Raw genomic sequence first — 22,562 nt, forward strand, 5'->3', positions numbered from 1 at the left:
TCCCCTGGGACATCCGCAGAAGCGGTCCTGTGACGTTTACCATCTGTGAACATGAACACTCCCACTCGAGAAGCTGCAGTCGGGACTCGGCTCAGGCAAGGGCGCGGCTGGCAGACACCGGTGTTCCTCTGCAGTGCTGCCGTGGTCGCGTGCTTCGTGTTCGTGGCCGAGGGGCTGGACGGCCCGCGACTCCCTGTCCTCGCGATCGCCGCGGCCGTCGTCATCGTGCTCTGGCTCGTCGCGAGCACTCGGCGGGTCATCCCCCGCGGAGGCAACCGACTGATGACCGTCGCCTGGATCGCAACGGGTGTCCTCTACGTCCTCGCCGTCGCTCCGCTCGATGCCGCGCTGCTCCGAGGACTCGACGGGTCAGCGTCGCTGGTGGCGTGGGGAGCGACCGCGCTCGTCGTCGCAGCTCCGCTCGTCGTGGCGGCGGTGCAGGCTCGGCCGCGTCGTCGATGACGAGCGGCACCCACCCTCGGCACGAACTCGACGACCGGATCCACTCGCCGGTGAGGTTCTCCCTGCTCGCTCTGCTCCGGACGGTGGACGAAGCGGAGTTCGGCGTCGTCCGGGACGCACTCGAGGTCAGCGACTCAACGCTGTCCCAAGCGGCGGCGACTCTGCGAGAGGCGGGTTTCCTCCGCATCCGCAGACTTCGCGTGGGGAGGAGCACGAGGAGCTGGCTCGCCCTCACCGACGCAGGACGAGATGCGTTCGAGCGGCACTTCGCCGTCATCCTGGCGATCGCCGAGCCCGCCCGGTGACCGCCGCCCCGTGAAACGAGCGAACGCCGGCAGTCGAGCGTCGTGGCGATGACCGCGAGCGTCGGCCGATGATGACGACATCGCACCGGGATTCCGCTAGCGTTTCGGGGGTGGGGACGACGGCGGAGTGGTCGCGACTGCCGGTGGGGCGGCACGAGTACCGGCAGGACACGGTGCTCGCCGTGGTGCTGGCCGGCGGGCTCGCCGTCACGACGTTCCTGTACGGGTCGGCCGGTACGTACGGTGACGACCAGGCCGAGTGGTGGGTCTCCGCGCTGATGATCGTCGCGAACGCGGCGCCGATCGCGTTCCGCCGACGGTTCCCGATGTCGGTGGCCCTGGTGTCGGCCGTGGCCTTCGCCGCGACGCAGCTGCTCCAGGTGCCCGAGGTCTTCCTCGTCAACTTCACGCTCTTCATCGCGCTGTACACGGTGGGTGCGTGGTGTTCCGACCGGGTGCGGGCCGAAGCGGTGCGCTGGGTCGTCATCGGCGGCATGTTCGCGTGGTTGTTCGTCGCGATCTCGTTCGGGTGGGCGTCACCGAACGCTCTGCCGAACGACACGGACTCCCCCGTGGCGCCCTACGTCGCGATCTCGCTGCTCAACATCGTCATCAACGTCATCTACTTCGGCGCGGCCTGGTACGCCGGCAACCGGGCTTGGGTCTCCGCGGTCGCACGACACGAGCTCGCCGAACGCACCGCCGAACTCGCCGCCGAGCGGGAGCGGTCCGCGGCACAGGCCGTCACGATCGAGCGGGTACGGATCGCCCGCGAGCTGCACGACGTGGTCGCCCACCACGTCTCGCTGATGGGCGTGCAGGCGGGTGCTGCACGGCGCGTGATCGACCGCGACCCCGCGCAGGCCACCGCCTCGCTCGGGGTGGTCGAGGAGAGCGCCCGCACCGCGGTGGAGGAACTCCGGCGGATGCTCGGCACCCTGCGCTCCGACGACGACGCGGACGGCCTCGGGACCGCCGGTGGCGACGGCCCGAGCACCGAGGGCATCACGCGGATTGCCGAACTTGCCGAGTCCGCCCGGGTGGCCGGCCACCCCGCCGAGTACGTCGTCGTGGGTGACGAGCGCGCGGTGCCACCGACGGTGGCCGCGGTGGCGTACCGGATCGTGCAGGAAGCGGTGACGAACATCCTGAAGCACGCCGGCCCGACCGCCCGCGCCGACGTCCGGGTGCGGTACCTGGACGACGGCGTCGAGGTGGAGGTCACGGACGACGGGCTCGGTGCCCGTGCCGCCCGGAGCACCTCCGGCAGCGGACTCGGACACGTCGGGATGCGGGAACGCGTCGCCGCCGTGGACGGACGGATCGAGATCGGGCCACGAGCCCGAGGAGGCTACCTGGTGCGGGCATGGCTGCCGACGACGTGAACGGGACGACCGACCTGACGATCGTGCTGGCCGACGACCAGGAGCTCGTCCGCGCCGGGTTCCGCGTGATCCTGGAGTCCGAGCCCGGGTTCCGGGTCGTGGGCGAAGCCGCGGACGGCGCCGGGGCGGTCGAGGCCGTGCAGGAACTCCGTCCGGACGTCGTCTGCCTCGACGTGCAGATGCCGGGCGTCGACGGGCTCGAGGCCGCGCGACGGATCGCGGCGCTGCCGCACCCGCCGGCGGTGCTCATCCTCACCACGTTCGACAGCGACGACGCACTGTTCCAGGCGCTCGAGGCGGGGGCGAGCGGGTTCCTGTTGAAGAACGCCTCCCCCGAGCGGCTGATCGACGCTGTGCGGACCGTCGCAGCCGGGGACGCCCTACTCGCGCCGGACGTCACACGGCGGGTGATCAGCCGGGCGACGGCGTCGGCTGCGGCCCAGCCCTCGGCGACCACCACGACCGCGGCACCTTCGACGACGGGCGAGGACGCGCTCGCCGCCGCCGGGCTCACCGAGCGGGAGACCGAGGTGCTGCGACTCCTCGCCCGTGGCCTGAGCAACGCGGAGATCGCCGCCGAGCTCTACGTCGGCGACGCCACCGTGAAGACCCACGTGTCGAACGTGCTGCAGAAGCTCGCACTGCGCGACCGGATCCAGGCCGTCGTCTGGGCGTTCGAGCACGGCGTCGCCGGCTGACCGAGGTAGGCCGACGCGCGTTCCTCCCCCGCGCGGTGGAGCCGACCACCCGACCAAGTCCCGCCTGGCGGCGGAGGCGGGGCGTGCCTCCCGGCCAATAGCGTCGGACGCAGCGACGACCAGCGTCGCGACGAAGGGGAACGACATGCTCACCATCGAAGGGGTGACCAAGCACTTCGGCGACCGCCGGGTGCTCGACGACGTGGGGTTCACGGTCGGCAGCGGCCGTCTCACCGGCTTCGTCGGCGGCAACGGTGCCGGCAAGACCACCACCATGCGCATCATGCTCGGCGTGCTCCAGGCCGACGCCGGCACGGTCTCGATCGACGGCACCGCTGTCCGCCCCGCCGACCGCCGCCGCTTCGGCTACATGCCCGAGGAACGCGGCCTGTACCCGAAGATGCCGGTGGCCGAGCAGATCACCTACCTGGCCCGGTTGCACGGCGTCGACAAGCGGGCGGCGACGACCCGCACCGGCGAGCTGCTCGAACGCCTCGAACTCACCGCCCACGCCGGCGACCCCGTCGAGAAGCTCTCGCTCGGCAACCAGCAGCGCGTGCAGATCGCCGCGGCGCTGGCACACGACCCCGAGGTGCTCGTGCTCGACGAGCCGTTCTCGGGCCTCGACCCGATGGCCGTCGACACCGTGCTCGGCGTCCTGCGCGAGACCGCGGCCCGGGGCGTCCCGGTGCTGTTCTCGAGCCACCAGCTCGACGTCGTCGAGCGCCTCTGCGACGACGTCGTCGTCATCGCCGGTGGCACGATCCGCGCCGCCGGTCCCCAGGAGGAGCTCCGCAAGCAGGCCGGCCCCGCCGCGTGGGAGCTGCTGGTCGACGGGGACGTCGCCTGGCTCCGCGACGAGCCGGGTGTGACCGTACGGGAGTTCGACGGCGGGTACGCGGTCTTCGAGGCCGACGCCGCCACCGCCCAGCGTGTCCTGCAGCGTGCCGTGCAGCACGGCACCGTCGGGTCGTTCTCGCCGCGGGTGCCGCGGCTCAGCGAGGTCTTCCGGGAGGTCGTCCGATGAACAACTCCTTCGTGCAGGCCGTGCGGCTCGTCTCCGCACGTGAGATCCAGGCACGCATCCGCAGCAAGGCCTTCGTGGTCTCGGCGCTCATCCTGATCGGCATGGTCGTCGCGTCGATCGTCGTCGGCGGGATCGTGAGCAAGGCCACCGCGGACGACACCACCCCGGTCGCGGTCGTCGACGGCGTCTCGCTGCCGACCACCGGTGGGCTCGACGTCACGGAGTCGGCATCGGTCGCCGACGCCGAACGGCTCGTGACCAAGGGCGACGTCGACGCGGCGATCGTGCCGTCGGACGACCCGCTCGGCTACAAGGTCGTCGGACTCGACGAGGCCCCGTCCGAGGTCGTCTCGGCGCTGAGCGTCACTCCACGCATCGAGCTGCTCGACCCGGACGCGCTCCCGGGTGGCCTGGTCTACCTCATCGCCATCGCGTTCGGCGTCGTGTACTTCGCGTCGGCGGTGACGTTCGGCCAGTCGATCGCGCAGAGCGTCGTCGAGGAGAAGTCGACCCGGGTGGTCGAGATCCTGATGTCCGCGATCCCGGCCCGAGCACTGCTCGCGGGCAAGGTCCTCGGCAACAGCATCATGGCCTTCGCGCAGATCGTCGCGGTGGCCGTCGCCGCCATCGTCACGTTGGCGGTGACCGGCCAGGACAACATGTTCGCGATGCTCGGCCCGAGCATCCTGTGGTTCATCGGCTTCTTCGCGATCGGGTTCGTGCTCCTGGCGTCGCTGTTCGCCGCGGCGGCCGTGCTCGTCTCCCGCCAGGAGGACGTCGGCAGCGTCACCACCCCGGTGATGATGCTCGTGATGATCCCGTACTTCCTGATCATCGTCGCGTACGACAACCCGACGATCCTCGGCATCATGTCGTACGTGCCGTTCAGCGCCCCGATCGGCATGCCCATGCGGATCTTCCTGGGGACCGCCGAGTGGTGGGAGCCGATCCTGTCGCTCGTCATCGTCGCCGCTTCGGTCGTCGCGGTCGTGGTCATCGGCGCCCGCGTCTACGAGAACGCCCTGCTCCGCACCGGCAGTCGCGTGAAACTGTCGGAGGCGCTGCGCGGCTGACGCCGGCAGATCCGTCAGGTACGGCCAGGAGGCCCGCCCAGCGTGAGCAGATCAGCTCACGTCGGGCGGGCCTTCTTCAGAGCAGACCGAAGGCCGCCTGCATGCCCAGGCTCGTCCCCGCCACCAGGACCCACAGCGCGATGCCGAGCAGCATCGGCCGGAACCCGGCACGGCGGAGCGCCGCGAAGTCCGTCGAGCAACCGATCGCGGCGAGCGCCACCGTGATGAGGAACGAGGCGGCCGTCGCGAACCCCGGCGCCACGGACGCGGGCAGGACCCCGACCGTCCGGAGCAGCACCACCACGAGGAACCCGATCAGGAACCACGGCACCAACCGGAACACACGGAACCCGCGACCCGGCCCCGAGGCGGGGGCGAGCTGCTCCCGGGAGGCGCGGCGGGCCTCCAGTCCGGCCAGCCCGATGACGATCGGGATGATCATCAGGGTGCGCACCAGCTTCACGACGACCGCGGTGTCGGTCGCCTGGCGGCCGTAGACCGTCGCGGTGGCGACGACGGACGACGTGTCGTTCACGGCGGTGCCCGCGAAGACGCCGAAGGCGTGCTGGCTGAGCCCCAGGGCGTGTCCGAGCAGCGGGAAGGCGAAGACAGCGGCGATGTTGCAGAGGAAGATCGTCGACATCGCGTAGGCGACGTCCGCACTGACCGCGCCGATGACGGGTGTCACGGCGGCGATCGCCGAGGCACCGCAGATGCCGGTCCCGACGCCGATCAGGGTGCGGAGTGCGCCCGAGACCCGGAGCAGTCGGCCGATCCCCCACGCGGCCACCAGGCAGACGACGAGCGTCGCGAGCATCACCGGCAGGGTCTCACCGCCGATGCGCAGGACCTCACCGATGGACAGCTGCGCGCCGAGCAGGACCACCGCGAACTGCAGGACCCGGCTGGACGAGAACTTCACGCCGGGAGCCAGCGCGGCGAGTGTGCCACCGGTGCGACGCCGGACGATCCACCCCACGACGGCGCCGATCAGGACGGCGGGGACGGGACCGCCGACCACCGGGACGACCCGGCCGACGAGGGTGGCGACGATGCCGATCGCCACAGCGAGGGCGACACCGGGTACGACGGCACGGACGGACTGCATGGGAACAGCATGTCGCGCCCGTGGACGATCGGTGACCGCGACGGGCAGGATGGCACGGTGGAGTACTCCGGGGAACGGTGGGTGCAGCGGCTGCGCGACGGGGAGATGCCGAAGCGCGGGCCGCTGCTGCTCGCGGCGGTCGTCATCCTGGCGGTGGGGCTCGCCGCGCTCGTCGCCGAGTTCGCGTTCCCGGACTTCCTGCGCGGCATCGACAGTGCCCGGACGCAGGGGTCGTTCGTGCTGTGGCCGATCGTGGTCACGGGCTTCGGGCTGCTGCTGGCCGTGTCGACGCTGTCCGCCGGGCGAGGCGACCGCCGGACGCTCACGCGCATCGGAGCGGGCCGGGCACCTCGGTTCCACCTGCCCGTGCTGACGTCCGGCTTGCGCACCTCAGACGACTTCCCGAAGCCCCGCCCGGAGGTCTGGACCGTCGACGAGTTCGGCCTGCACGCGTGGGCACCGTCACGGGACGCGCCGGTGTTCGACCTGCCGTGGGCACGCATCCGGCGGTTCTCCGTCGCGACGAGGGACTCCCGCGGCCAGCGTGCCGACTTCGGCGTCTGGATCAGCACGACCGACGGTGACGACGTGGTCGTGCAGCCGCGGTCTGCCCTCGGACGCGGGTTCGAAGCCGGACCGGACAAGCTCGACACCCTCGTGCGGATCCTCCGCACGCTGCAGCGGGAACTCGGTGTGGCTTCCGCGCCGGCTGACCGTCACTGAGCGGGTAGGGTGTCGCCCGTCATCTCGACCCGGCCGGTCTCGTCGTCCCAGGTGAAGGTTGCGGTGGTGCGGCGTGCTGCGACACTGCTCCCATGCGGGGCAAGCACCAGGACACGATCGAGGTCGCCGATGAACGGATCGACGGACCACACGGGCCGGTCCCCATCAGGCGCTACCGGCCCCTGGACCGGAGCGGCGGCACGGGAACCCCGACCCTGGTCTGGGTGCACGGCGGCGGCTTCTTCCGGGGCGACCTCGATCTGCCCGAGTCCGACGCCGTCGCACGGGCACTCGCCGAGCGCGGCCTGCCGGTCGTGACCGTCGACTACCGCCTCGGACCGCTGCCCGGACTGCCCTGGCTCGGCCGGGGTGGACCACGTGGGCGACGACGGGCACCCCACGCGCGGGACGAGATCCTCGCCGTCCTCCACCACCTGCACGACGAGGCGCCGTCCGGCCTGCTGCTCGGCGGGGCGAGCGCCGGTGCGTGCCTGGCGGCGTCCGCGGTCGCGACCGCCCCGCCGCTGGCCGGCCTCGTGCTGACCTACGGGTTCTTCCACGCCCGGCTCCCCCGTGACCGGGCGATGCAGCGACTCGTCCGAGGGCACCGGCGGCTCACGCACGCGCCGCTGCTGCTCGACCTGAGCAACCGGGCGTACGCGGGTGGCCACCCCACGGCGGTCTACCCAGCGTCCGACGACCTCGGCAGGTTCCCCCGAACCCTGGTGATCGACGCCGAGCGGGACGTGATGCGCGCCTCGGGCGAACGCTTCGCGGACGAGCTCGAGGCCGCGGACATCGAGGTCGAACGACGCGTCCTGCCGGACAGCCGTCACGCGTTCCTCAACCGACCCGGCACCCGGGACTTCGACGACACGATCGAACGCATCGCGGAGTGGGCCACCGGGACCGCCATCCGCTGAACGCTCATCCGCCTGCGAACGGCGGACATCCGGGAACGGCACGCCCATCGCGGACGTACTCTGGAAACGGAAGCAACGGCGGTTCCGAATCCCCTTCGCCACGCTCCCTGCCGTGGCGCCTCACCACCGTGACGAAGAGTTCCATCGTGACCGAACACCTCATCGAGTACGTCGCCCGCGACCGCACGGGCATCACCGCCGTCGTGACACCGACCGGTGTCATCGACGTGGACACCGTGATCCAGCACATCCGCGCCGGCCACGCCGGGTACTACGTGGCTGCCGACTCGTGGAAGCGCACGCCGGTCCGGAGCATGTCCTTCATCGGCGGGACCTACCTGTTCGCCAACTGGGACGGATCGAAGCGGAACATGCTGCACGACCTGGCCTTCCGCTCCCCGACCCGCTCGATCGAGACGCCCCACGAGCCGGAGTCGCGGTTCTCGCGGTTCCTCGACGCGCTGTTCGGCAGGCGCACACCGCAGCTCTGAATCAGCCCCCTGCCCGTCACGGTGCCTGAACAGACGGGTACGGGGGGTGCAGGTGACCGCCCGGAGGCGCGCCGTGCGTTGCGGACGCAGGTCGCGCCTCCAGGCGGTCGCGTCGGTCAGCGGACCGACTTGATGGGCAGGATCACGAGGGCACCGAGGATGACGGCGACGCCGGCACCCCAGAGCATGAGCGTGTAGTTCTGGCCGCCTCCGATGCCGAGCAGGAACAGACCGACGGCGGGGGCGAGCGACTGCGGCAGGGCGTTCGCGATGTTGATGACACCGAGGTCCTTGCCGGGGCGCTCCGGGTCGGGCAGCACGTCGACGATCAGGGCGGTGTCGATGGCGGCGTAGATGCCGAAGGCGAAACCGAGGACGATCTCGGCGAAGTAGAACCCGCCGACGCTGTCGACGTGGGCCAGGATCACCAGGCCGACGGCGGTCATGGCCGTCGAACCCCAGACGAAGACCTTGCGACGCTGGATCCGGTCGGACACCCAGCCGGAGACGGCCGCACTGACGAGCAGGGCGATTGTGTACAGGAGCACCCCGAACGCCACGGCACCGACCGCTTCGGCCTGCGGGAGTCCGATGCGGTCCTGCATGTAGAGGAGTCGGTACGTCGTGAACATGAACGTGCCGAAGGTGATGAGGAAGCGGCCCCACCAGGCGAGCCCGAAGTCGCGGTGCTTGATCGGGTTCGTCCAGAACGAGCTGATCAGGTTGATCCAGCTGAAGGGCTTGACCGGCGTCGTCGGCAGGTCGTCACGGGCGACGAACGAGTAGACGAGGACCGCGATGATCGCCAGGACGCCCGGTGCGATGAACAGGACCGGCAGGTTGCCGACCAGGTACACGGCCAGGTAGAGCCCGGCGAGGATCGCGATGTTCTGCGCCAGAGCGATGACGCTCGACGCCTTGCCGCGCTGGAACTCCGGCACGTTGTCGGCGAAGCTCGCCGTGAGCGTGGACAGGACGGCGTTGGCGGAGACCTGCGCGAGCACCCAGGCCAGGGTGAGCTGGAGCACGTCGGGCGAGAACGCGAGCCAGGCGAGGGAACCGACGAAGACGACGACACCGCCGACCATCCAGGGGCGGCGACGACCCCACCGTGTGCGGGTGCGGTCGGAGAGCGCGCCGAACAGGGGGTTGGCGAACAGGGCGCCGAGCGCTCCGAACGGCAGGACCGAGCCGACGACGGTCTCGGGGCTCGTCGGGTTCAGCTCCGTCGCCTTGATCGACATGCTCACGAAGACGGGCGTGAGCAGGGCGACGAACAGGCCGAACTGGGCGAAGCTGAGGCCCCAGAGGTAGCCGCGTCCCACCCGGACGGTGCTGACGGACTGCGTGATGCCCTCGACCGAGAACGCTCGGGACGCCGCGGCGTCCGTGGCGGTGGCTCCGGCGGCTGCGGTGACCGCTGGGGACGCGGTCCCGGCGATGCCCCGCGTGGGTTCTTCCTTCGACGTCGGTGACGACATGACTCCTCCTTGAGTCACAGGGGCTTCGGCGCCCGCGAATCCCTAGTGCTGCTAGGTGATCGGGACTGTAGCACCGGAAACCTCGTGCCGGAAGGTTTTGTGACGCATGTTTCGTCGGGGCGGACGGACGTGGCGCCGACGCAGAACGACACCGCCGCTGTCGGAGGACAACGACGGTGTCGTTCTGCATCGACCCGCAGGCCGGAAAGGAGCCGCTAGTGCTCGCCGTCCTCTTCCGGGTTGAAGTGCGAGTCGTCACCCGTGTGGCCCGCGGCCAGGCCGTCGGGGTTGTTCGGGATGGTGTTGTCGTCGCCGAGGCCGCCCGGCTTCTCGGTGCCCTCGGAGTCGTTCTTCGGGGCGTCCTGCGTGTTGTCACTGTCGGTCATGAGCTGCTCCAGTGCAGAGATCGATCCGGCAGCACTGCCGCCGGTGGTACTGAGGACTCGGACAGTACGTGGCGCACCTCGGAAACCGCCGTCCACCCGGAGGCAACGGATGACAGGGACCGGGACGATCGGTAGATTGTTCAACAACCCGCGAGGACAGGGAGCGCCCGTGACCACGATCGACCTGAACAGCGACCTGGGCGAGGGCTTCGGCGCCTGGGCCATGGGCGACGACGCCGCGATGCTCGACGTCGTCTCGAGCGCCAACGTCGCGTGCGGGTTCCACGCCGGCGACCCGACGATCATGCTCACCACCGCCCGCGCCGCCGCCGAGCGTGGTGTGGCGGTCGGGGCACACGTTGCCTACCGCGACCTGATCGGGTTCGGCCGCCGACCCGTGCACGTCACCCCCGACGAGCTGTACGCCGACGTCGTCCACCAGCTCGGCGCGATGGCCGCCACGGCGCACGTCGCCGGCACGGCCGTCACCTACGTCAAGCCGCACGGCGCCCTGTACAACACCGCCTGCGCCGACCCGGTGCAGGCCGAGGCCGTCGTCCGCGCCGTGGCCGACGTCGACCCGTCCCTCGCGGTGCTCGCGCTGCCGGGGTCGGAGCTGCTGCTGGCGGCCGAGCGGCACGGGCTCCGGGCGGTGAGCGAGTCCTTCGCCGACCGCGCCTACGAACCCGACGGCTCGCTGGTGTCACGGAAGCAGCCGGGGTCGGTACTGCACGACCCGGACGAGGTCGCAGCCCGGGTGCTCCGCATGGTCACCGACGGCGTCGCGACCGCCGTCGACGGGTCCGAGATCGCCGTGCGTGCCGACTCGGTCTGCGTCCACGGTGACTCCCCCGACGCGGTGGCGATGGCCCGTGCCATCCGAACGCTGCTGACCGAGCACGGCGTGACGATCGCGCCCTTCGCACCGTGACTGGTCCGGAGGTCCGCTCCGCGGGCGGCACCGCACTCCTCGCCACGTTCGACTCCCTCGCCGACGTCGTCGCCTTCCGCGCCGGGCTCGCGCAGGCCGCCCTGCCGGGGCTGACCGAGGTCGTCTCCGGCGCCCGGACACTGCTGCTCCGGTTCGACCCGACCACGACGGACGCCGGGCGGCTCCGCACCGAGCTCACGCAGGTCAGCCCGGTCAGCCCGGTCAGCGCCACGCTCGAAGCGCACGACGCCGACCCGCTCGTCATCCCCGTCACCTACGACGGCGAGGACCTCGACACCGTCACCAAGCTGACCGGCATGCGGCGGGACGAACTCGTGGCGTGGCACACCGGGCAGCTCTGGACGAGCGCGTTCTGCGGCTTCGCACCCGGCTTCAGCTACCTCACCGGCAGCGATCGGCCGCTCGACCTGCCCCGCCGCAGCACCGCCCGCACGGCCGTCCCGAGCGGGGCCGTCGCGGTGGCCGGTGAGTTCAGCGCCGTCTACCCGAGGACCTCCCCCGGCGGCTGGCAGCTCATCGGCCGCACCGTCGTCCCGATGTGGTCGCTCGACCGCACGCCCCCGGCGCTCGCCCCCGCCGGCACGCTCGTCCGCTTCGTCCTGGCGGGTGCGGCATGACCGCGCTGACCGTCGTGCGGGTCGGCTACGGCGCGACCACGCAGGACCTCGGGCGCCCGGGCTTCAGTGACATGGGCCTCGGCGCGGCCGGACCAGCCGACCGCGGCTCCGCGGCGCTCGCCAACCGGCTGGTCGGCAACCGTCCCGAAGCGGCCGTCCTGGAGGCCCTGCTCGGCTCCGTCACGCTGCGCGCCGACGCGTACGTGGTCGCGGCCACCACCGGCGCGGCCTGCCCCGTCGAGGTCGAGCGGGCGGACGGGTCGGTCCGCGGGGCGGCGTCACACGAGGTGCTGCTGCTGGCTCCGGGCGACACACTGCGGATCGGCACCGCGACCGTCGGCCTGCGCGCCTACGTCGCGGTCCTCGGGGGCTTCGCGGTCGACCCGGTGCTCGACAGTCGCTCGTGGGACTCCCTCGCGCGCCTCGGTCCGCCGCCGCTGTCCGCCGGTGACGTCCTGCCCGTCGGTGACGCCCGGGTGTCGTGGCCGATCGTCGACGCGGTGCCGCAGCCCGAACCCCGGTGGCCCGACGAGCCGGTCGTGCTCGACGTGGTGCCCGGACCGCGCGACGACTGGTTCACCCCGGAGTGGCGTGCGACCCTGACCGGTCAGGACTTCTCCGCCAGTGCGGACAGCGACCGCGTGGGGGTCCGCACCACGGCCGAGACGCCGCTCGTCCGCTCCGTGGCACGCGAGCTGCCGAGCGAGGGCGTGGAGACCGGTTCACTGCAGGTGCCGCCCGAGGGCTTCCCCGTGCTGTTCCTCGCCGACCACCCGGTGACCGGCGGCTACCCGGTCGTCGCGGTCCTGACACCGTCGTCGATCGACCTCGCTGCGCAACTCCGTCCGGGCGATCCGCTCCGGTTCCGCATCGTCGACTGACCGACCCGGAACAAGCGCAGGGGGTCAGGGGTTGGCTTGGACACCGCTGACGAAAGGTTCCCCATGCCGATGACCGTCCTGCTCGAGGTCCAGTTCCAGAGCGATGCCCCCGACGACGCACTCCGGGGTGCGATCCGCGAGACGCTCGAACAGACCGCGTCGTTCCACGGCCTGGAGTCGCTCGAGGTCCTGGTCGACGACGAGGACCCGGCGCGCATGGTCGTCGTCGAGTCGTGGACGACCGCCGAGGACCACGACACCTACGTGGCCTGGCGTGCGACGCCGGAGGGCGCTCCGGCGATGGCACCGTTCCTCGCCGCCACTCCGGTCACCCGCACCTTCGCGCGGACCCTGCCGCTCGACTGAGCGGATACCGACACCGAAGCTGACGCCAACGCCGGTGCTGACGCCGCGGCACGACGGCGGCGCGATCGCTCAGATCGTGTCGTCGTCGGTGTCAAGCGGCACCGGGCGGTCGTCGTCCGGGAGCAGTTCGTCGTCCGCGTCGTCGACCACCGGCAGGTCGTCGGGGTCGAGCACGGTCGGCTCCGGTTCGTAGTCGGTCTCCTGCGCCTCGCGGAAGTCGTCGAGGGTCTCGTCGTCCTTCGGATCGCTCATGGCCCCGAAGGTACCTCCGGATCCTCGACGTGTCCGGAGACGACCAGCGCTCCCGACGAACGATCAGCGGGCGGCGTGCTCCCGGGCCTCCATGGCGTCCCAGGCGAAGCTCGCCAGCCAGTGGGTGGAGTAGTACTCCTCGCCCACGCTCGCCGCGAGCCCGGAGGTCAGCAGCCGATCGGCCGCGTCGTCGAGCAGGTCGGCGATCCCGGTGCCGGAGTCGTCCGAACCGTCGGCGCGGAGTGCGTCCGTGATGCGCCGGGCCGAACCCGCACGCGACAGGTCGAGCCCGAACAGGTGCACCTGCTGCGGGTCGTTCTCGTCACGGACCACCGTCGACCGCAGGATCGCGTCGCCCGGCTGCACCGCGGCGAAGAAGCCGCGCGCCCACGTGGTGAACTCCGGGGCGGGCAGCACCGCCCGCATCAGGTCGGCTTCGGCGAGGCCCGCGGACAGGAAGTCGTGCCCGCTCCGCTCCCAGGCGAACGGCCACCCGGCGTCCGCGCCGAACCAGTCCTTCGCAGCCCCCTCGACCGCCGCCGCCAGGGCCGGACGGTCGAGCGACCGGGCGGCCTCGAGCACGAGCAGCAACCCGAACGCCGAGTTCGAGTGCACGCCGTGCCGGACCGGGTGCGCGGCGCCGTCGATCCACCGGACGACCAGGTCTTCGAGGACGTCGACGACGGGCGCGAAGCCCGGCGCCAGTGCCCGGACGGCGGGCGCCTCGGACGCCGACACCTCGGCGGCGAGCCGCGCGAGCCAGGCCCAGCCGTAGGGGCGCTCGTAGTGCGGCGTCCCACGCAGGTAGGCCGCCTCGGTCGCCAGGTGATCCGTCGTGAGGTGCGCCTGCAGGATCGAGGTGAGCCGGGCCTCCAGGTCGGTGGGCAGGCCGTGCGCGACCAGGCGTGCCGCGAGCCAGTGCATGTGCACCGACGAGTGCCAGTCGTACGACGTGGCGAAGGCGGGGTGGAGCTCGACGGGCAGTGCCCGGTCGTCCGGCCCGGACGTCGCGTGGTGCGCGGCGTAGGGGTACTCGCGGGTCGTGTTGTCCGCGGCGACGGCCGCGAAGCGGTCGGCCCACGCGGCCCGGGTCAGGTCGATCGGGGCGGCATCAGAATGCGACAAGGTACATGACTCCCATGTTGACGACGAGCAGGATGGCGGCGGTGGGGATCTGCGCCTTGATCGGGCCGTACTTGTCCCGCATCTCGAGCAGGGCGGCCGGCACCAGGTTGAAGTTCGCGGCCATCGGGGTGACGAGCGTGCCGCAGAAGCCGGCGAGCATGCCGTTCGCGAAGATCGCGGCGGGGTTGCCGTCGAAGCCCTGCACCAGCACCGGCCAGCCGATCGCGGCCGTCATGATCGGGAAGGCGGCGAAGGCGTTGCCCATGATGATCGTGAACAGGGCCATGCCCAGGCAGTAGATGACCACGGCGGCGAGCAGCGAGCCGTCGGGCAGGACCGACTTGATGATCGTGCCGACGGCGTCACCGACACCCGCCTGGGTGAAGACGATTCCGAGCGTCGAGAGCATCTGCGGCAGCAGCGCCGCCCAGCCGATCGCCTGCAGCAGGCGACCGCCCTCGCGGATCGGGGTGGCGATCTTCGGCGGGCGCAGGACGAACACGGCCACGACCACGGCGAGCACCGAACCGATGCCCAGACCGGTCAGGGTCGCACTGCCCTCGGCGAGGAGCGGTTCGCCACCGAACGAGACGAGCGGGCCGAGCGTCGCGACCAGCACGGCGACCACCGGCACCACGAGGGCCGGGATGAAGAGCCGGTTGCCGTACTTCGTCGCGAAGGCGGCGCGCTCGTCCGGACTGGTGGTGGCGAGCACACTCGTGCTTCCGCTGCCGGCGTTCGTGATCTTCTGCGTCACGCCGGTGGGTTCGGCGGGGCCGGTCTCGGCACCCGTGCCCGCGCCGGGGATGCTCGCGACCCGGGTGCGGCTCGTCGTGCCGGTGAAGCCGAGTCCGGCGAGCGCGACCATCACGAGGACGGCGATCCCGAGCGTCCAGGCCGGCACGGTGCCGGCGGCGACGAAGGTGCCGTAGAAGAACGAGAGCCCGAGGATGCCCCAGAACGCCGCGTTGCCCAGGCGCTTCGCGTGCGCGGTGTCGGTGACGATCAGGACGGCGACGGCGATGAAGAACGCGCCGATGAGCCAGTAGAGCCATTCGCTGGTGATCACGCTGCTGCCCCCAGGGTCGGGGCGTCGGCACGGGCGTCCGCCGCCATCTTGTCGAGTCGGCGGTCGAACAGCAGCAGGCGTCCGCCGTGCACGATGAGCGCCGCGATGCCCGTCGGGATCGCCCACAGGGCCAGGTCGATCGGTTCGAGCGACAGCCCGTAGGTCGAGTCGACGAACGTCGTGATGAGCAGGATCGAGCCGACCGCGACGAAGACGTCCTCGCCGAAGAACACACCGACGGTGTCCGACGACGCCGAGTAGCCCTTGATCTTCTCGCGCATGCGGTCGTCGATCCGCCCGTACTTCTTGGTCGCCGCGCCCTCGGCCATCGGGTACACCAGCGGGCGCACCGTCTGCGCCGGCCCACCGATGCTCGTCAGGCCGACCGCAGCGGTGACCTGCCGGATCACCAGGTAGCCGGCGAGCAGGCGCCCGGTCGTGAGCTTGTCGAGCTTCGCGATCAGGCGCTTCGCCTGATCCTGCAGGCCGTAGCGCTCGATCAGACCGATGACGGGCAGGACGAGCGCGAAGGTCGTGACGGACCGGCTCGAGGCGAACCCGTTGCCGAAAGCGTCGAGGATGCCGACGGGACCGATCCCGCCGATGGCCGCGGTCACGATGCCCGCGACCGTGACGACGAGGAGCGCGTTGATGCGCAGCGCGAAGCCGACGATGACGACGGCGACGCCGATGAGGACGAACATGCGGGACAGTCTGGACCGCATTGTTCAACAATCGCAAGAGCCGGTTCCGCTCTGTAACACGCCCTTCACAAACGCCACCCGTGCCAGGATCGGTGCCATGACCCGAACCGTCGGCGGCGCTGACTCCACGGCCACGCGGTTGCGCACCATGATCGCGTCGGGTGGGTTCTCCCCCGGGGCGCAGCTGTCCGAGGAGCGGTTGAGCGACCAGCTCGGGGTCTCACGGAACACCCTGCGCGAGGCCTTCCGGCTGCTCGCCCGCGACCGTCTGGTCGAGCACGTGTTCAACCGCGGGGTCTTCGTCCGCCGGCTCTCCGCCGCCGACGTCACCGATCTCTACGCGGCTCGGCGGGTGCTCGAGGAGGCAGCCGTCCGCGCCTGCACCCCCGACGCACCGGCACTCGCCGAGGCCGCCGCAGCGGTCGCCGACGCCCGGGCAGCATCGTCCGCGGGCGACTGGGGTGCGGTCGGGACCGCCGACATCCGGTTCCACTCCGAGCTCGTGCGCGCGGTGCCGAGCGAGCGGATCCACGCCCTGATGGACGGCCTGCTCGCCGAGATGCGGCTCGCCTTCCTGACCACCGCGGACCCGGCCTCGTTCCACGCCGACTTCGTCGAACGCAACGAGGCGATCGTGTCCGCGTTGCGCGGTGGCGACCAGGACGCCGCCTCGGCGCTGCTCGCCGACTACCTCGACGACGCGGAGCGGACGCTGCGGGTCGCCGCCGGCGCAGCCGACTGAGGGGCGGCCAGGAGGCCCGGTGCGGCCCCGTCCCGCACGCTCGGTCCCAGCGCCCTCACGCTGGTGCTCGCGGACCCTTCGGTCAGGACTTCCCGCCGAGCAGGGCGGCGACCGCGTCCGCCACGACCTGGCGACGCCGCGGCGGCGTCACGGCCTGCACCAGCGGCTCGTACTCCGGAGCGGTCGCGCTCCAGAACGCCGCGGTGTGCAGCACGAGCCCGAGCAGCACCGCCGGACGGAACGCCCGCGGCAGGACCCCGGCACGCTGGGCGTGCTCGACCTCGGCCACCGCGTCGGCGTAGCTCGTCGCGACGGACTCGAGCGGGACGTCGGCGCGCTCGAGCCGGTGCCACGTCGCGAGCCGCTGGGCCCAGGGGCGACGGACGTACGAGTCGTGCACCCGGCCGGCCCAGGCGGCGAGGTCGGCGGTGTCGAGCGGGGCCTCGGCGAACGTCTCGGTCACGGTGTCGGCGACGAGGGCGTCGAACAGCCCCTCCTTGCTGCCGAAGTAGTGGAAGACCTGCGCCTTGTTGCTCGACGCTGCGGCACCGATCCGTTCGACCCTGCCAGCGGCCAGTCCGACCGCGGCGAACTCGTCCCGCGCGGCGAGCAGGAGCCGGGCGCGCATCGCGTCAGCGGCTGGGGGCGTGAATCGGGCCATGGCGACCACCGTACCGATCACACGGCAGCCGAGCCGTCGATGCGGACCAGCGCGCGCAGCAGCCCTGCCCCGAGGCCAGTCGACAGCACTCCCCGGTCCCTTCCGGAGATCCCAGCCACGCGGAGCGACGGTTCCGTGCGCGGCTCGCGTGGATGCCCGCGCGAGCGCCGTGACGACGCACGATTCCACCGGAGATGGGCAACTTTGCGTCCCCCGAACTTCCCTAGGCTCGAGACGATCCGGTAACGCGCACCACTCGTCCGCAGATCCGCGGCCGACCCCAATGACGGGAGGTTCGACATGTCCCAGTTCGTCCAGAAGATCTCGCAGGACGCCATCGTCGGAGAGCCCGAGGTCGTCGAGGACCACCTGTCGGTGCGCGCGATCGCCGCCCATCCCGCCTGGCTCCGGCTCAAGCGTGCAGTCGTCGCCCTGCAGGCCCTGCAGACGCGGGACGGCTCCGTCCCCGAATCGTTCGACCACGCCGCTGCCGCCGGTCACGTCGCGGTGATCGTGCCGGCCATCGCCGAGCTCGCACCGCACTTCCCGCACGACGCCGCGTTCCTGCAGGTGCTGCAGCACGACTTCGCTCGCTGGCAGGAGCAGGGCTTCGGTGTCCCCGACTTCCTCGACTCCCTCACCGCGTTCCAGCCGCAGCAGCACCGCGTTGACGGGCTCGGCCACCTGGTCGTGTTCCCGATGGTCACGCAGAACGGCAGCACCTCGCGGTTCGTCGAGGCGGTCCTGGTCGAGGTCATCTGGCCGGAGTTCATCGCCGAGCTCGAGGCCGGCGACCACGGCAACGCGTTGTTCGTCGCGCTGCGGTTCGTCGACTTCACCCCCGGGTACGACACGAACTCGGCGGTGCTGTTCCCCGAGACCGTCGCGATGCGCACGATCCCCGCCTTCACGTGGGGCGCGATCTTCCAGGACCGCGAGGCCGCCCGCTACCGCCGGGTCGTCCGTGCCGCCGCCGACGTCACCAAGCTCGAGCTGCCGGCCGAGGCCGCTGCGATGCTCGACGACCAGCAGCTGACCGAGCGGGTCTTCGTGATGTGGGACATCATCCACGACCGTTCGCACATGCGCGGGGACCTGCCCTTCGACCCGTTCATGATCAAGCAGCGGATGCCGTTCTTCCTCTACTCGCTCGAGGAGCTCCGCTGCGACCTGACCGCGTTCCGCGAGTCCGTGCGTCTGGAGCGCGAGTTGTCCGCCGGACCCGACACGGGCCTCCAGGACGCGCAGCGCGCCATCCGCGACCACGCGCGCCTGGTGCAGTACGCGGTCGTCTTCGACCGCATCTTCCGCTTCGCGATCACCGGCAGCCGCGTCCGCAACTACGACGGACTCGGCGGACAGCTGCTGTTCGCCTGGATGCACCAGCACGGCGTCCTGCACTGGACGGACACGCAGCTGACGATCGACTGGCCCGAGGTGCCGGACGTGATCATCGCCCTGAGTGACGAGATCAACGAGCTCTACCGGCGCTCGATCGACCGGCCGAAGTCGGCGCACTGGCTCGCCGCGTACGAGATGCTGACCCGCACGCTCACGCCGCACCCGGCGTCGAAGTGGGCGCGTGGCCTGCCCGACGAGACGCTCGCCGGACCGCCTCGCGGCTACACCGACGCGGTGCTCGACGACGAGTTCCCGCTGTCGATGTTCTACGAGGCCCTCGACAAGAAGATGGCGACCGTCATCGCGTCCACCGCCGGCATCACCGGCACCACGGACGCCGAGCTCGTCAGCGAGGCCGCCGCGTGACCGACGGCTCGGTGGCCGGTCGCCTGGTGCTGATCGCCGGTGCGACCAGTGCCAGCGGCGCGGCCGTCGCGCGCGCACTCACCGCAGCCGGTGCGGCCGTCGTCGCGGTCGGCACCAGACCCGACGCCCTGGAGGCCCTGCGTGCGTCCGTCCCGGGCGTCACGACCCGCACGTGCGACCTGTCGGACCTCGGTGCGGTCACCGCGTTGGCCGACGACGTCCACGCGGACGCCGGCCGCGTCGACGGACTGGTCCACCTGGTCGGCGGGTGGCGCGGCGGTGGCAGCATCGTCGGCCAGTCCGACGCGGACTGGGACTTCTTCGACCGCGCCTTCCGGACCCTGCGGAACACGACCCGGGTCTTCCACGACGACCTGGTGGCGTCCCCTGCCGGACGGCTCGCGTTCGTGTCGTCCACCGCGGTCGACTCCCCCACCGCCGGCGCCGCGAACTACGCGGCAGCGAAGGCCGCGTCCGACGCCTGGGTCCGGGCCGTCGCGCAGGGGTTCCGGAAGGAGGCGCCGGAGACCGCCGCGGCCGCCGTGTTCGTCGTCGGCGCGTTGTCCGGCCTCGAAGCGCAGCTCGGCGCCGAGGTCGTCCGACTCTGGGACACCCCACCGGCCGACGTCAACGGTGCCCGCATCCCGCTCACGGCGCCTGATCCCTCGAACCTAGGATGAACGAGTGACCCTCCGACTGCACGACCTGGACCTGCGGGGCTTCGCCTCGGACAACTACGCCGGCGTCCACCCCGAGATCCTCGCCGCCATCGCCGCGGCCAACGACGGCCACCAGATCGCCTACGGCGAGGACGTCTACACGGCACGTCTCAACGAGGTGATCCGCGAGCACTTCGGGTCGCAGGCCGAGGCGTTCCCGGTGTTCAACGGCACCGGCGCGAACGTCGTCGGCCTGCAGTCGATGCTGCCGCGGTGGGGAGCGGTCGTGTGCACCGCGACCGCGCACATCCACACCGACGAAGCCGGTGCGCCCGAGCGCGTCGCCGGCATCAAGCTCCTGCCGGTCGAGGCGCCCGACGGCAAGCTGACGCCCGAGCTCATCGACCGCGAGGCCTGGGGCTGGGGCGACGAGCACCGCGCCCAGCCGCTCGTCGTGTCGATCACACAGACCACCGAGCTCGGCACCGCCTACACGGTGGACGAGGTCCGGACGATCGCCGACCACGTCCACTCGCTCGGCATGAAGCTGCACATGGACGGCGCCCGCATCTCGAACGCCGCGGCGTCCCTCGGGGTGCCCCTGCGCGACTTCACCACCGACGCCGGTGTGGATGTGCTGAGCTTCGGCGGCACGAAGAACGGCATGCTCTACGGCGAGGCGATCGTCGTGCTGAACCCCTCGGCGTCCGAGGGATTGCACTACCTGCGCAAGATGAACATGCAGCTCTCGTCGAAGATGCGGTTCGTCTCCGCCCAGCTCATCGCCCTGCTCAGCGACGACCTGTACCTGCGCTCCGCCGGGCACGCCAACGCCATGGCCGCCCGACTGCGCGGTTCGCTGGAGGCCGGCATCGCCGACGGCAGCATCCGGGGTGTCGGCTTCAGCCAGCAGACCCAGGCGAACGGGGTCTTCGCGACCCTGCCCGCCGGGGTGGCCGACCGGCTGCGGAAGCACTTCCGGTTCTACGACTGGGACGCCAGCCGCAACGAGGTGCGGTGGATGTGCGCGTACGACACCTCGGAGCAGGACATCGACGACTTCGTCGGGGCCCTGACGCGGGAGCTCGACGCCGCCTGAGCCGGTCGCGCCCGGCCCGGTCGGGCGCGCCCCGAGTCGGCACCGACGGTCGTTCACCCGAACGGGATGACCCGCACGACGATCGCCACCACGAGCATCGCCATCGCGACCACGGCGGCCCGCCACAGCACCTTCCGGTGGTGGTCGCCGAGGTTCACGTTGGCCAGCGACACCAGCAGCAGGATCGCGGGGACGAGCGGGCTCTGCATGTGCACCGGCTGCCCGACGACCGAGGCCCGCGCCATCTCGGCCGGGGTGATCCCGTACGCCGCGGCGCTCTCGGACAGCACCGGCAGGATCCCGAAGTAGAACGCGTCGTTGCTCATGAAGAACGTCAGCGGCATGCTCAGCACACCGGTGATGCCCGCCAGGTACGGGCCCATCGAGTCGGGGATCACCGCGACGAGCCAGTCGGCCATCGCCGCGACCATCCCGGTGCCGTCGAGCACCCCGATCAGCACCCCGGCGGCGAACACCATCGACACAACACCGACGATGCTCGGGGCGTGCGCGACGATCTGCGCGGTCTGCTGCTTGAGCTGCGGGAAGTTCACGAGCAGGGCGATCGCCGTGCCGATCATGAACACGAAGTGCAGCGGCAGGAGCCCCAGCACGAGCGCCACCATCACGGCGACGGTCAGCGCCAGGTTGAACCAGATCCGCTTCGGCCGCAGGGTCGGACGGTTCGGGTCGAGCATCGTCTCGGCCATCGTGCCGGTCCCCGTGCTGTCGTCCCCCGACCCGGTGCCGTCCACGCCCTCGCCGTCCGCACGCCGGCCGTCGGCCTTCCCACCGCGCAGTCCGAGCGCGACCGTGGGGCTCGTGAACATCCCGCCGCCGGTCCCGCCGACCGCCGCGAGCACCCGTGACCCCGCCCGGGCGTTCGCCCGCTCCGGCACCCGCGCGCCCCGTGAGGCCTCGGTGAACTCGATGAGCCCGAGGCGCTTGCGCTCCCGCAGGCCCATCGTCCACGCGAACGTGAAGCACAGCAGCAGCCCCACCACGAGCGACGGCACGAGGGGCACGAAGATGTCCGTCGGGTCGATCTTCAGCGCGGCGGCGGCACGGGCGGTGGGACCGCCCCACGGCACGATGTTGAGCGTGCCGTTCGTCAGACCCGCCACACACGTCATCACGACCGGGCTCATGCCGAGCTTCAGGTAGATCGGCAGCATCGCCGCCGTGACCACGATGAACGTCGTCGAGCCGTCCCCGTCGAGCGAGACCGCACCGGCCAGCAGAGCCGTCCCGAGCACGATCTTCGCCGGGTCGTTGCCGGTCACCCGCAGGATGAACCGGACGAGCGGGTCGAACAGTCCGACGTCGATCATCAGCCCGAAGTACATGATCGCGAACATCAGGAGCGCGGCCGTCGGCGCCAGGGTGCCGATCGCCTCGGTCACCATGTCGCCGAGTCCCAGACCCGCCCCCGCGAACAGTCCGAACACGGTCGGCACGATGATCAGCGCGAGCATGGGCGACATGCGCCTGGTCATGATCAGGACCATGAAGGTCAGGACCATCGCGTACCCGAGGATGACGAGCATCAGGACTCCTTCGTCCGTGTCTGGCAGTCCGGGCACGCTACGACCCGGCCTGGAGGCGC

The 22,562-nt window shown here is 71.3% G+C and carries 26 protein-coding genes; 17 read left to right on the forward strand and 9 right to left on the reverse strand.

Annotation, left to right across the window (positions count from 1 at the left end):
• Positions 1-51: 51 nt before the first annotated feature.
• The 6 genes from HQQ79_RS14610 (at position 52) to HQQ79_RS14635 (ending at position 4,950) form a co-directional block, all read left to right on the forward strand.
• Positions 52-462 carry a hypothetical protein gene (locus HQQ79_RS14610; RefSeq protein ID WP_173035166.1) on the forward strand — a complete coding sequence of 137 codons (411 nt, stop codon included), beginning with the start codon at positions 52-54 and terminating at the stop codon, positions 460-462.
• The gene (locus tag HQQ79_RS14615) at positions 459-767 is read left to right on the forward strand and encodes a transcriptional regulator (RefSeq protein WP_173035168.1); all 309 of its coding nucleotides are present in this window, start codon (positions 459-461) and stop codon (positions 765-767) included. Before HQQ79_RS14610 ends, HQQ79_RS14615 begins: the two co-directional genes overlap by 4 nt.
• Positions 768-877: 110 nt before the next feature.
• Positions 878-2,152 carry a sensor histidine kinase gene (locus HQQ79_RS18990; protein WP_173035170.1) on the forward strand — a complete coding sequence of 425 codons (1,275 nt, stop codon included), beginning with the start codon at positions 878-880 and terminating at the stop codon, positions 2,150-2,152.
• The gene (locus HQQ79_RS14625) at positions 2,134-2,850 is read left to right on the forward strand and encodes a response regulator transcription factor (protein ID WP_173035172.1); all 717 of its coding nucleotides are present in this window, start codon (positions 2,134-2,136) and stop codon (positions 2,848-2,850) included. The genes HQQ79_RS18990 and HQQ79_RS14625 overlap by 19 nt, the downstream gene beginning before the upstream one ends.
• A 145-nt stretch (positions 2,851-2,995) precedes the next feature.
• Entirely contained in the window at positions 2,996-3,877 is an 882-nt protein-coding gene (locus HQQ79_RS14630) for an ABC transporter ATP-binding protein (RefSeq protein ID WP_173035174.1), read from the forward strand.
• A complete protein-coding gene (locus HQQ79_RS14635) occupies positions 3,874-4,950 on the forward strand; it encodes an ABC transporter permease (RefSeq protein WP_027465983.1) in 1,077 nt (358 codons plus the stop codon). Before HQQ79_RS14630 ends, HQQ79_RS14635 begins: the two co-directional genes overlap by 4 nt.
• Before the next feature lie 76 nt (positions 4,951-5,026).
• On the opposite strand, the gene HQQ79_RS14640 is transcribed toward HQQ79_RS14635, so the two are convergent.
• On the reverse strand, positions 5,027-6,058 hold the full coding sequence (locus tag HQQ79_RS14640; RefSeq protein ID WP_173035176.1) for a YeiH family protein: 1,032 nt from the start codon (positions 6,056-6,058) through the stop codon (positions 5,027-5,029).
• Positions 6,059-6,067: 9 nt separating this feature from the next.
• On the opposite strand from HQQ79_RS14640, the gene HQQ79_RS14645 reads away from it, so the two are divergent.
• The 3 genes from HQQ79_RS14645 to HQQ79_RS14655 all read left to right on the forward strand — a co-directional run bounded on the left by HQQ79_RS14645 (position 6,068) and on the right by HQQ79_RS14655 (position 8,195).
• A complete protein-coding gene (locus tag HQQ79_RS14645; protein WP_173035178.1) occupies positions 6,068-6,781 on the forward strand; it encodes a hypothetical protein in 714 nt (237 codons plus the stop codon).
• Between the two features lie 92 nt (positions 6,782-6,873).
• Positions 6,874-7,704 carry an alpha/beta hydrolase gene (locus HQQ79_RS14650; protein WP_173035180.1) on the forward strand — a complete coding sequence of 277 codons (831 nt, stop codon included), beginning with the start codon at positions 6,874-6,876 and terminating at the stop codon, positions 7,702-7,704.
• A gap of 146 nt (positions 7,705-7,850) precedes the next feature.
• Entirely contained in the window at positions 7,851-8,195 is a 345-nt protein-coding gene (locus HQQ79_RS14655; RefSeq protein ID WP_110864146.1) for a hypothetical protein, read from the forward strand.
• A 116-nt stretch (positions 8,196-8,311) separates the two neighbouring features.
• Here HQQ79_RS14655 and HQQ79_RS14660 read toward each other — a convergent pair whose 3' ends face one another.
• Both HQQ79_RS14660 and HQQ79_RS14665 read right to left on the reverse strand, forming a co-directional pair.
• Positions 8,312-9,676 carry an MFS transporter gene (locus HQQ79_RS14660; protein ID WP_173035182.1) on the reverse strand — a complete coding sequence of 455 codons (1,365 nt, stop codon included), beginning with the start codon at positions 9,674-9,676 and terminating at the stop codon, positions 8,312-8,314.
• Positions 9,677-9,891: 215 nt separating this feature from the next.
• Positions 9,892-10,062 carry a hypothetical protein gene (locus tag HQQ79_RS14665; protein ID WP_173035184.1) on the reverse strand — a complete coding sequence of 57 codons (171 nt, stop codon included), beginning with the start codon at positions 10,060-10,062 and terminating at the stop codon, positions 9,892-9,894.
• Positions 10,063-10,231: 169 nt separating this feature from the next.
• Between HQQ79_RS14665 and HQQ79_RS14670 the strand changes: the two genes are divergently transcribed.
• The 4 genes from HQQ79_RS14670 (at position 10,232) to HQQ79_RS14685 (ending at position 12,878) form a co-directional block, all read left to right on the forward strand.
• The gene (locus HQQ79_RS14670; RefSeq protein WP_173035186.1) at positions 10,232-10,993 is read left to right on the forward strand and encodes a 5-oxoprolinase subunit PxpA; all 762 of its coding nucleotides are present in this window, start codon (positions 10,232-10,234) and stop codon (positions 10,991-10,993) included.
• Positions 10,990-11,631, forward strand: coding sequence for an allophanate hydrolase subunit 1 (locus HQQ79_RS14675; protein WP_173035188.1), 642 nt, complete (start codon positions 10,990-10,992; stop codon positions 11,629-11,631). Before HQQ79_RS14670 ends, HQQ79_RS14675 begins: the two co-directional genes overlap by 4 nt.
• Positions 11,628-12,512: a biotin-dependent carboxyltransferase family protein gene (locus HQQ79_RS14680; protein WP_173035190.1), complete on the forward strand. Its 885-nt coding sequence runs from the start codon at positions 11,628-11,630 to the stop codon at positions 12,510-12,512. Before HQQ79_RS14675 ends, HQQ79_RS14680 begins: the two co-directional genes overlap by 4 nt.
• A 63-nt stretch (positions 12,513-12,575) precedes the next feature.
• On the forward strand, positions 12,576-12,878 hold the full coding sequence (locus tag HQQ79_RS14685; protein WP_173035192.1) for a putative quinol monooxygenase: 303 nt from the start codon (positions 12,576-12,578) through the stop codon (positions 12,876-12,878).
• A 69-nt stretch (positions 12,879-12,947) separates the two neighbouring features.
• Here HQQ79_RS14685 and HQQ79_RS14690 read toward each other — a convergent pair whose 3' ends face one another.
• The 4 genes from HQQ79_RS14690 to HQQ79_RS14705 all read right to left on the reverse strand — a co-directional run bounded on the left by HQQ79_RS14690 (position 12,948) and on the right by HQQ79_RS14705 (position 16,028).
• Positions 12,948-13,130 (reverse strand): hypothetical protein, encoded by a 183-nt coding sequence (locus HQQ79_RS14690; RefSeq protein ID WP_027465973.1) that lies wholly within the window; start codon positions 13,128-13,130, stop codon positions 12,948-12,950.
• Positions 13,131-13,193: 63 nt separating this feature from the next.
• A complete protein-coding gene (locus tag HQQ79_RS14695; RefSeq protein WP_254066265.1) occupies positions 13,194-14,255 on the reverse strand; it encodes a DUF2891 family protein in 1,062 nt (353 codons plus the stop codon).
• Positions 14,242-15,324 (reverse strand): DUF979 domain-containing protein, encoded by a 1,083-nt coding sequence (locus HQQ79_RS14700; RefSeq protein ID WP_173035194.1) that lies wholly within the window; start codon positions 15,322-15,324, stop codon positions 14,242-14,244. Before HQQ79_RS14700 ends, HQQ79_RS14695 begins: the two co-directional genes overlap by 14 nt.
• A complete protein-coding gene (locus HQQ79_RS14705; RefSeq protein WP_027465970.1) occupies positions 15,321-16,028 on the reverse strand; it encodes a DUF969 domain-containing protein in 708 nt (235 codons plus the stop codon). The genes HQQ79_RS14700 and HQQ79_RS14705 overlap by 4 nt, the downstream gene beginning before the upstream one ends.
• Before the next feature lie 97 nt (positions 16,029-16,125).
• Between HQQ79_RS14705 and HQQ79_RS14710 the strand changes: the two genes are divergently transcribed.
• A complete protein-coding gene (locus HQQ79_RS14710) occupies positions 16,126-16,770 on the forward strand; it encodes a GntR family transcriptional regulator (protein WP_173035196.1) in 645 nt (214 codons plus the stop codon).
• An 82-nt stretch (positions 16,771-16,852) separates the two neighbouring features.
• On the opposite strand, the gene HQQ79_RS14715 is transcribed toward HQQ79_RS14710, so the two are convergent.
• Positions 16,853-17,431, reverse strand: a complete 579-nt coding sequence (locus HQQ79_RS14715) for a TetR family transcriptional regulator (protein WP_173035198.1) — start codon at positions 17,429-17,431, stop codon at positions 16,853-16,855.
• Positions 17,432-17,731: 300 nt separating this feature from the next.
• Between HQQ79_RS14715 and HQQ79_RS14720 the strand changes: the two genes are divergently transcribed.
• The 3 genes from HQQ79_RS14720 to HQQ79_RS14730 are packed head-to-tail and all read left to right on the forward strand — an operon-like array spanning position 17,732 to position 20,956.
• Positions 17,732-19,198, forward strand: a complete 1,467-nt coding sequence (locus HQQ79_RS14720; protein WP_173035200.1) for a DUF6421 family protein — start codon at positions 17,732-17,734, stop codon at positions 19,196-19,198.
• Positions 19,195-19,878 carry an SDR family NAD(P)-dependent oxidoreductase gene (locus HQQ79_RS14725; RefSeq protein WP_258373706.1) on the forward strand — a complete coding sequence of 228 codons (684 nt, stop codon included), beginning with the start codon at positions 19,195-19,197 and terminating at the stop codon, positions 19,876-19,878. The genes HQQ79_RS14720 and HQQ79_RS14725 overlap by 4 nt, the downstream gene beginning before the upstream one ends.
• Positions 19,879-19,882: 4 nt before the next feature.
• On the forward strand, positions 19,883-20,956 hold the full coding sequence (locus HQQ79_RS14730; protein ID WP_173035202.1) for a low specificity L-threonine aldolase: 1,074 nt from the start codon (positions 19,883-19,885) through the stop codon (positions 20,954-20,956).
• Between the two features lie 53 nt (positions 20,957-21,009).
• Here HQQ79_RS14730 and HQQ79_RS14735 read toward each other — a convergent pair whose 3' ends face one another.
• Positions 21,010-22,503 (reverse strand): CitMHS family transporter, encoded by a 1,494-nt coding sequence (locus HQQ79_RS14735; RefSeq protein WP_173035204.1) that lies wholly within the window; start codon positions 22,501-22,503, stop codon positions 21,010-21,012.
• Positions 22,504-22,562 lie beyond the last annotated feature (59 nt).

The organism is Curtobacterium sp. VKM Ac-2852 (assembly GCF_013205045.1).
GTDB classification, from domain to species: domain Bacteria; phylum Actinomycetota; class Actinomycetes; order Actinomycetales; family Microbacteriaceae; genus Curtobacterium; species Curtobacterium flaccumfaciens.

Excerpts from the sequence above, each read along its gene's own strand:
- HQQ79_RS14610 (WP_173035166.1), top strand. The coding sequence starts at position 52 with ATGAACACTCCCACTCGAGAAGCTGCAGTCGGGACTCGGCTCAGGCAA.
- HQQ79_RS14615 (WP_173035168.1), top strand. The coding sequence starts at position 459 with ATGACGAGCGGCACCCACCCTCGGCACGAACTCGACGACCGGATCCAC.
- HQQ79_RS14625 (WP_173035172.1), top strand. The coding sequence starts at position 2,134 with ATGGCTGCCGACGACGTGAACGGGACGACCGACCTGACGATCGTGCTG.
- HQQ79_RS14630 (WP_173035174.1), top strand. The coding sequence starts at position 2,996 with ATGCTCACCATCGAAGGGGTGACCAAGCACTTCGGCGACCGCCGGGTG.
- HQQ79_RS14635 (WP_027465983.1), top strand. The coding sequence starts at position 3,874 with ATGAACAACTCCTTCGTGCAGGCCGTGCGGCTCGTCTCCGCACGTGAG.
- HQQ79_RS14640 (WP_173035176.1), bottom strand. The coding sequence starts at position 6,058 with ATGCAGTCCGTCCGTGCCGTCGTACCCGGTGTCGCCCTCGCTGTGGCG.
- HQQ79_RS14645 (WP_173035178.1), top strand. The coding sequence starts at position 6,068 with ATGTCGCGCCCGTGGACGATCGGTGACCGCGACGGGCAGGATGGCACG.
- HQQ79_RS14650 (WP_173035180.1), top strand. The coding sequence starts at position 6,874 with ATGCGGGGCAAGCACCAGGACACGATCGAGGTCGCCGATGAACGGATC.
- HQQ79_RS14660 (WP_173035182.1), bottom strand. The coding sequence starts at position 9,676 with ATGTCGTCACCGACGTCGAAGGAAGAACCCACGCGGGGCATCGCCGGG.
- HQQ79_RS14665 (WP_173035184.1), bottom strand. The coding sequence starts at position 10,062 with ATGACCGACAGTGACAACACGCAGGACGCCCCGAAGAACGACTCCGAG.
- HQQ79_RS14680 (WP_173035190.1), top strand. The coding sequence starts at position 11,628 with ATGACCGCGCTGACCGTCGTGCGGGTCGGCTACGGCGCGACCACGCAG.
- HQQ79_RS14685 (WP_173035192.1), top strand. The coding sequence starts at position 12,576 with ATGCCGATGACCGTCCTGCTCGAGGTCCAGTTCCAGAGCGATGCCCCC.
- HQQ79_RS14690 (WP_027465973.1), bottom strand. The coding sequence starts at position 13,130 with ATGAGCGATCCGAAGGACGACGAGACCCTCGACGACTTCCGCGAGGCG.
- HQQ79_RS14705 (WP_027465970.1), bottom strand. The coding sequence starts at position 16,028 with ATGTTCGTCCTCATCGGCGTCGCCGTCGTCATCGTCGGCTTCGCGCTG.
- HQQ79_RS14710 (WP_173035196.1), top strand. The coding sequence starts at position 16,126 with ATGACCCGAACCGTCGGCGGCGCTGACTCCACGGCCACGCGGTTGCGC.
- HQQ79_RS14715 (WP_173035198.1), bottom strand. The coding sequence starts at position 17,431 with ATGGCCCGATTCACGCCCCCAGCCGCTGACGCGATGCGCGCCCGGCTC.
- HQQ79_RS14720 (WP_173035200.1), top strand. The coding sequence starts at position 17,732 with ATGTCCCAGTTCGTCCAGAAGATCTCGCAGGACGCCATCGTCGGAGAG.
- HQQ79_RS14735 (WP_173035204.1), bottom strand. The coding sequence starts at position 22,503 with ATGCTCGTCATCCTCGGGTACGCGATGGTCCTGACCTTCATGGTCCTG.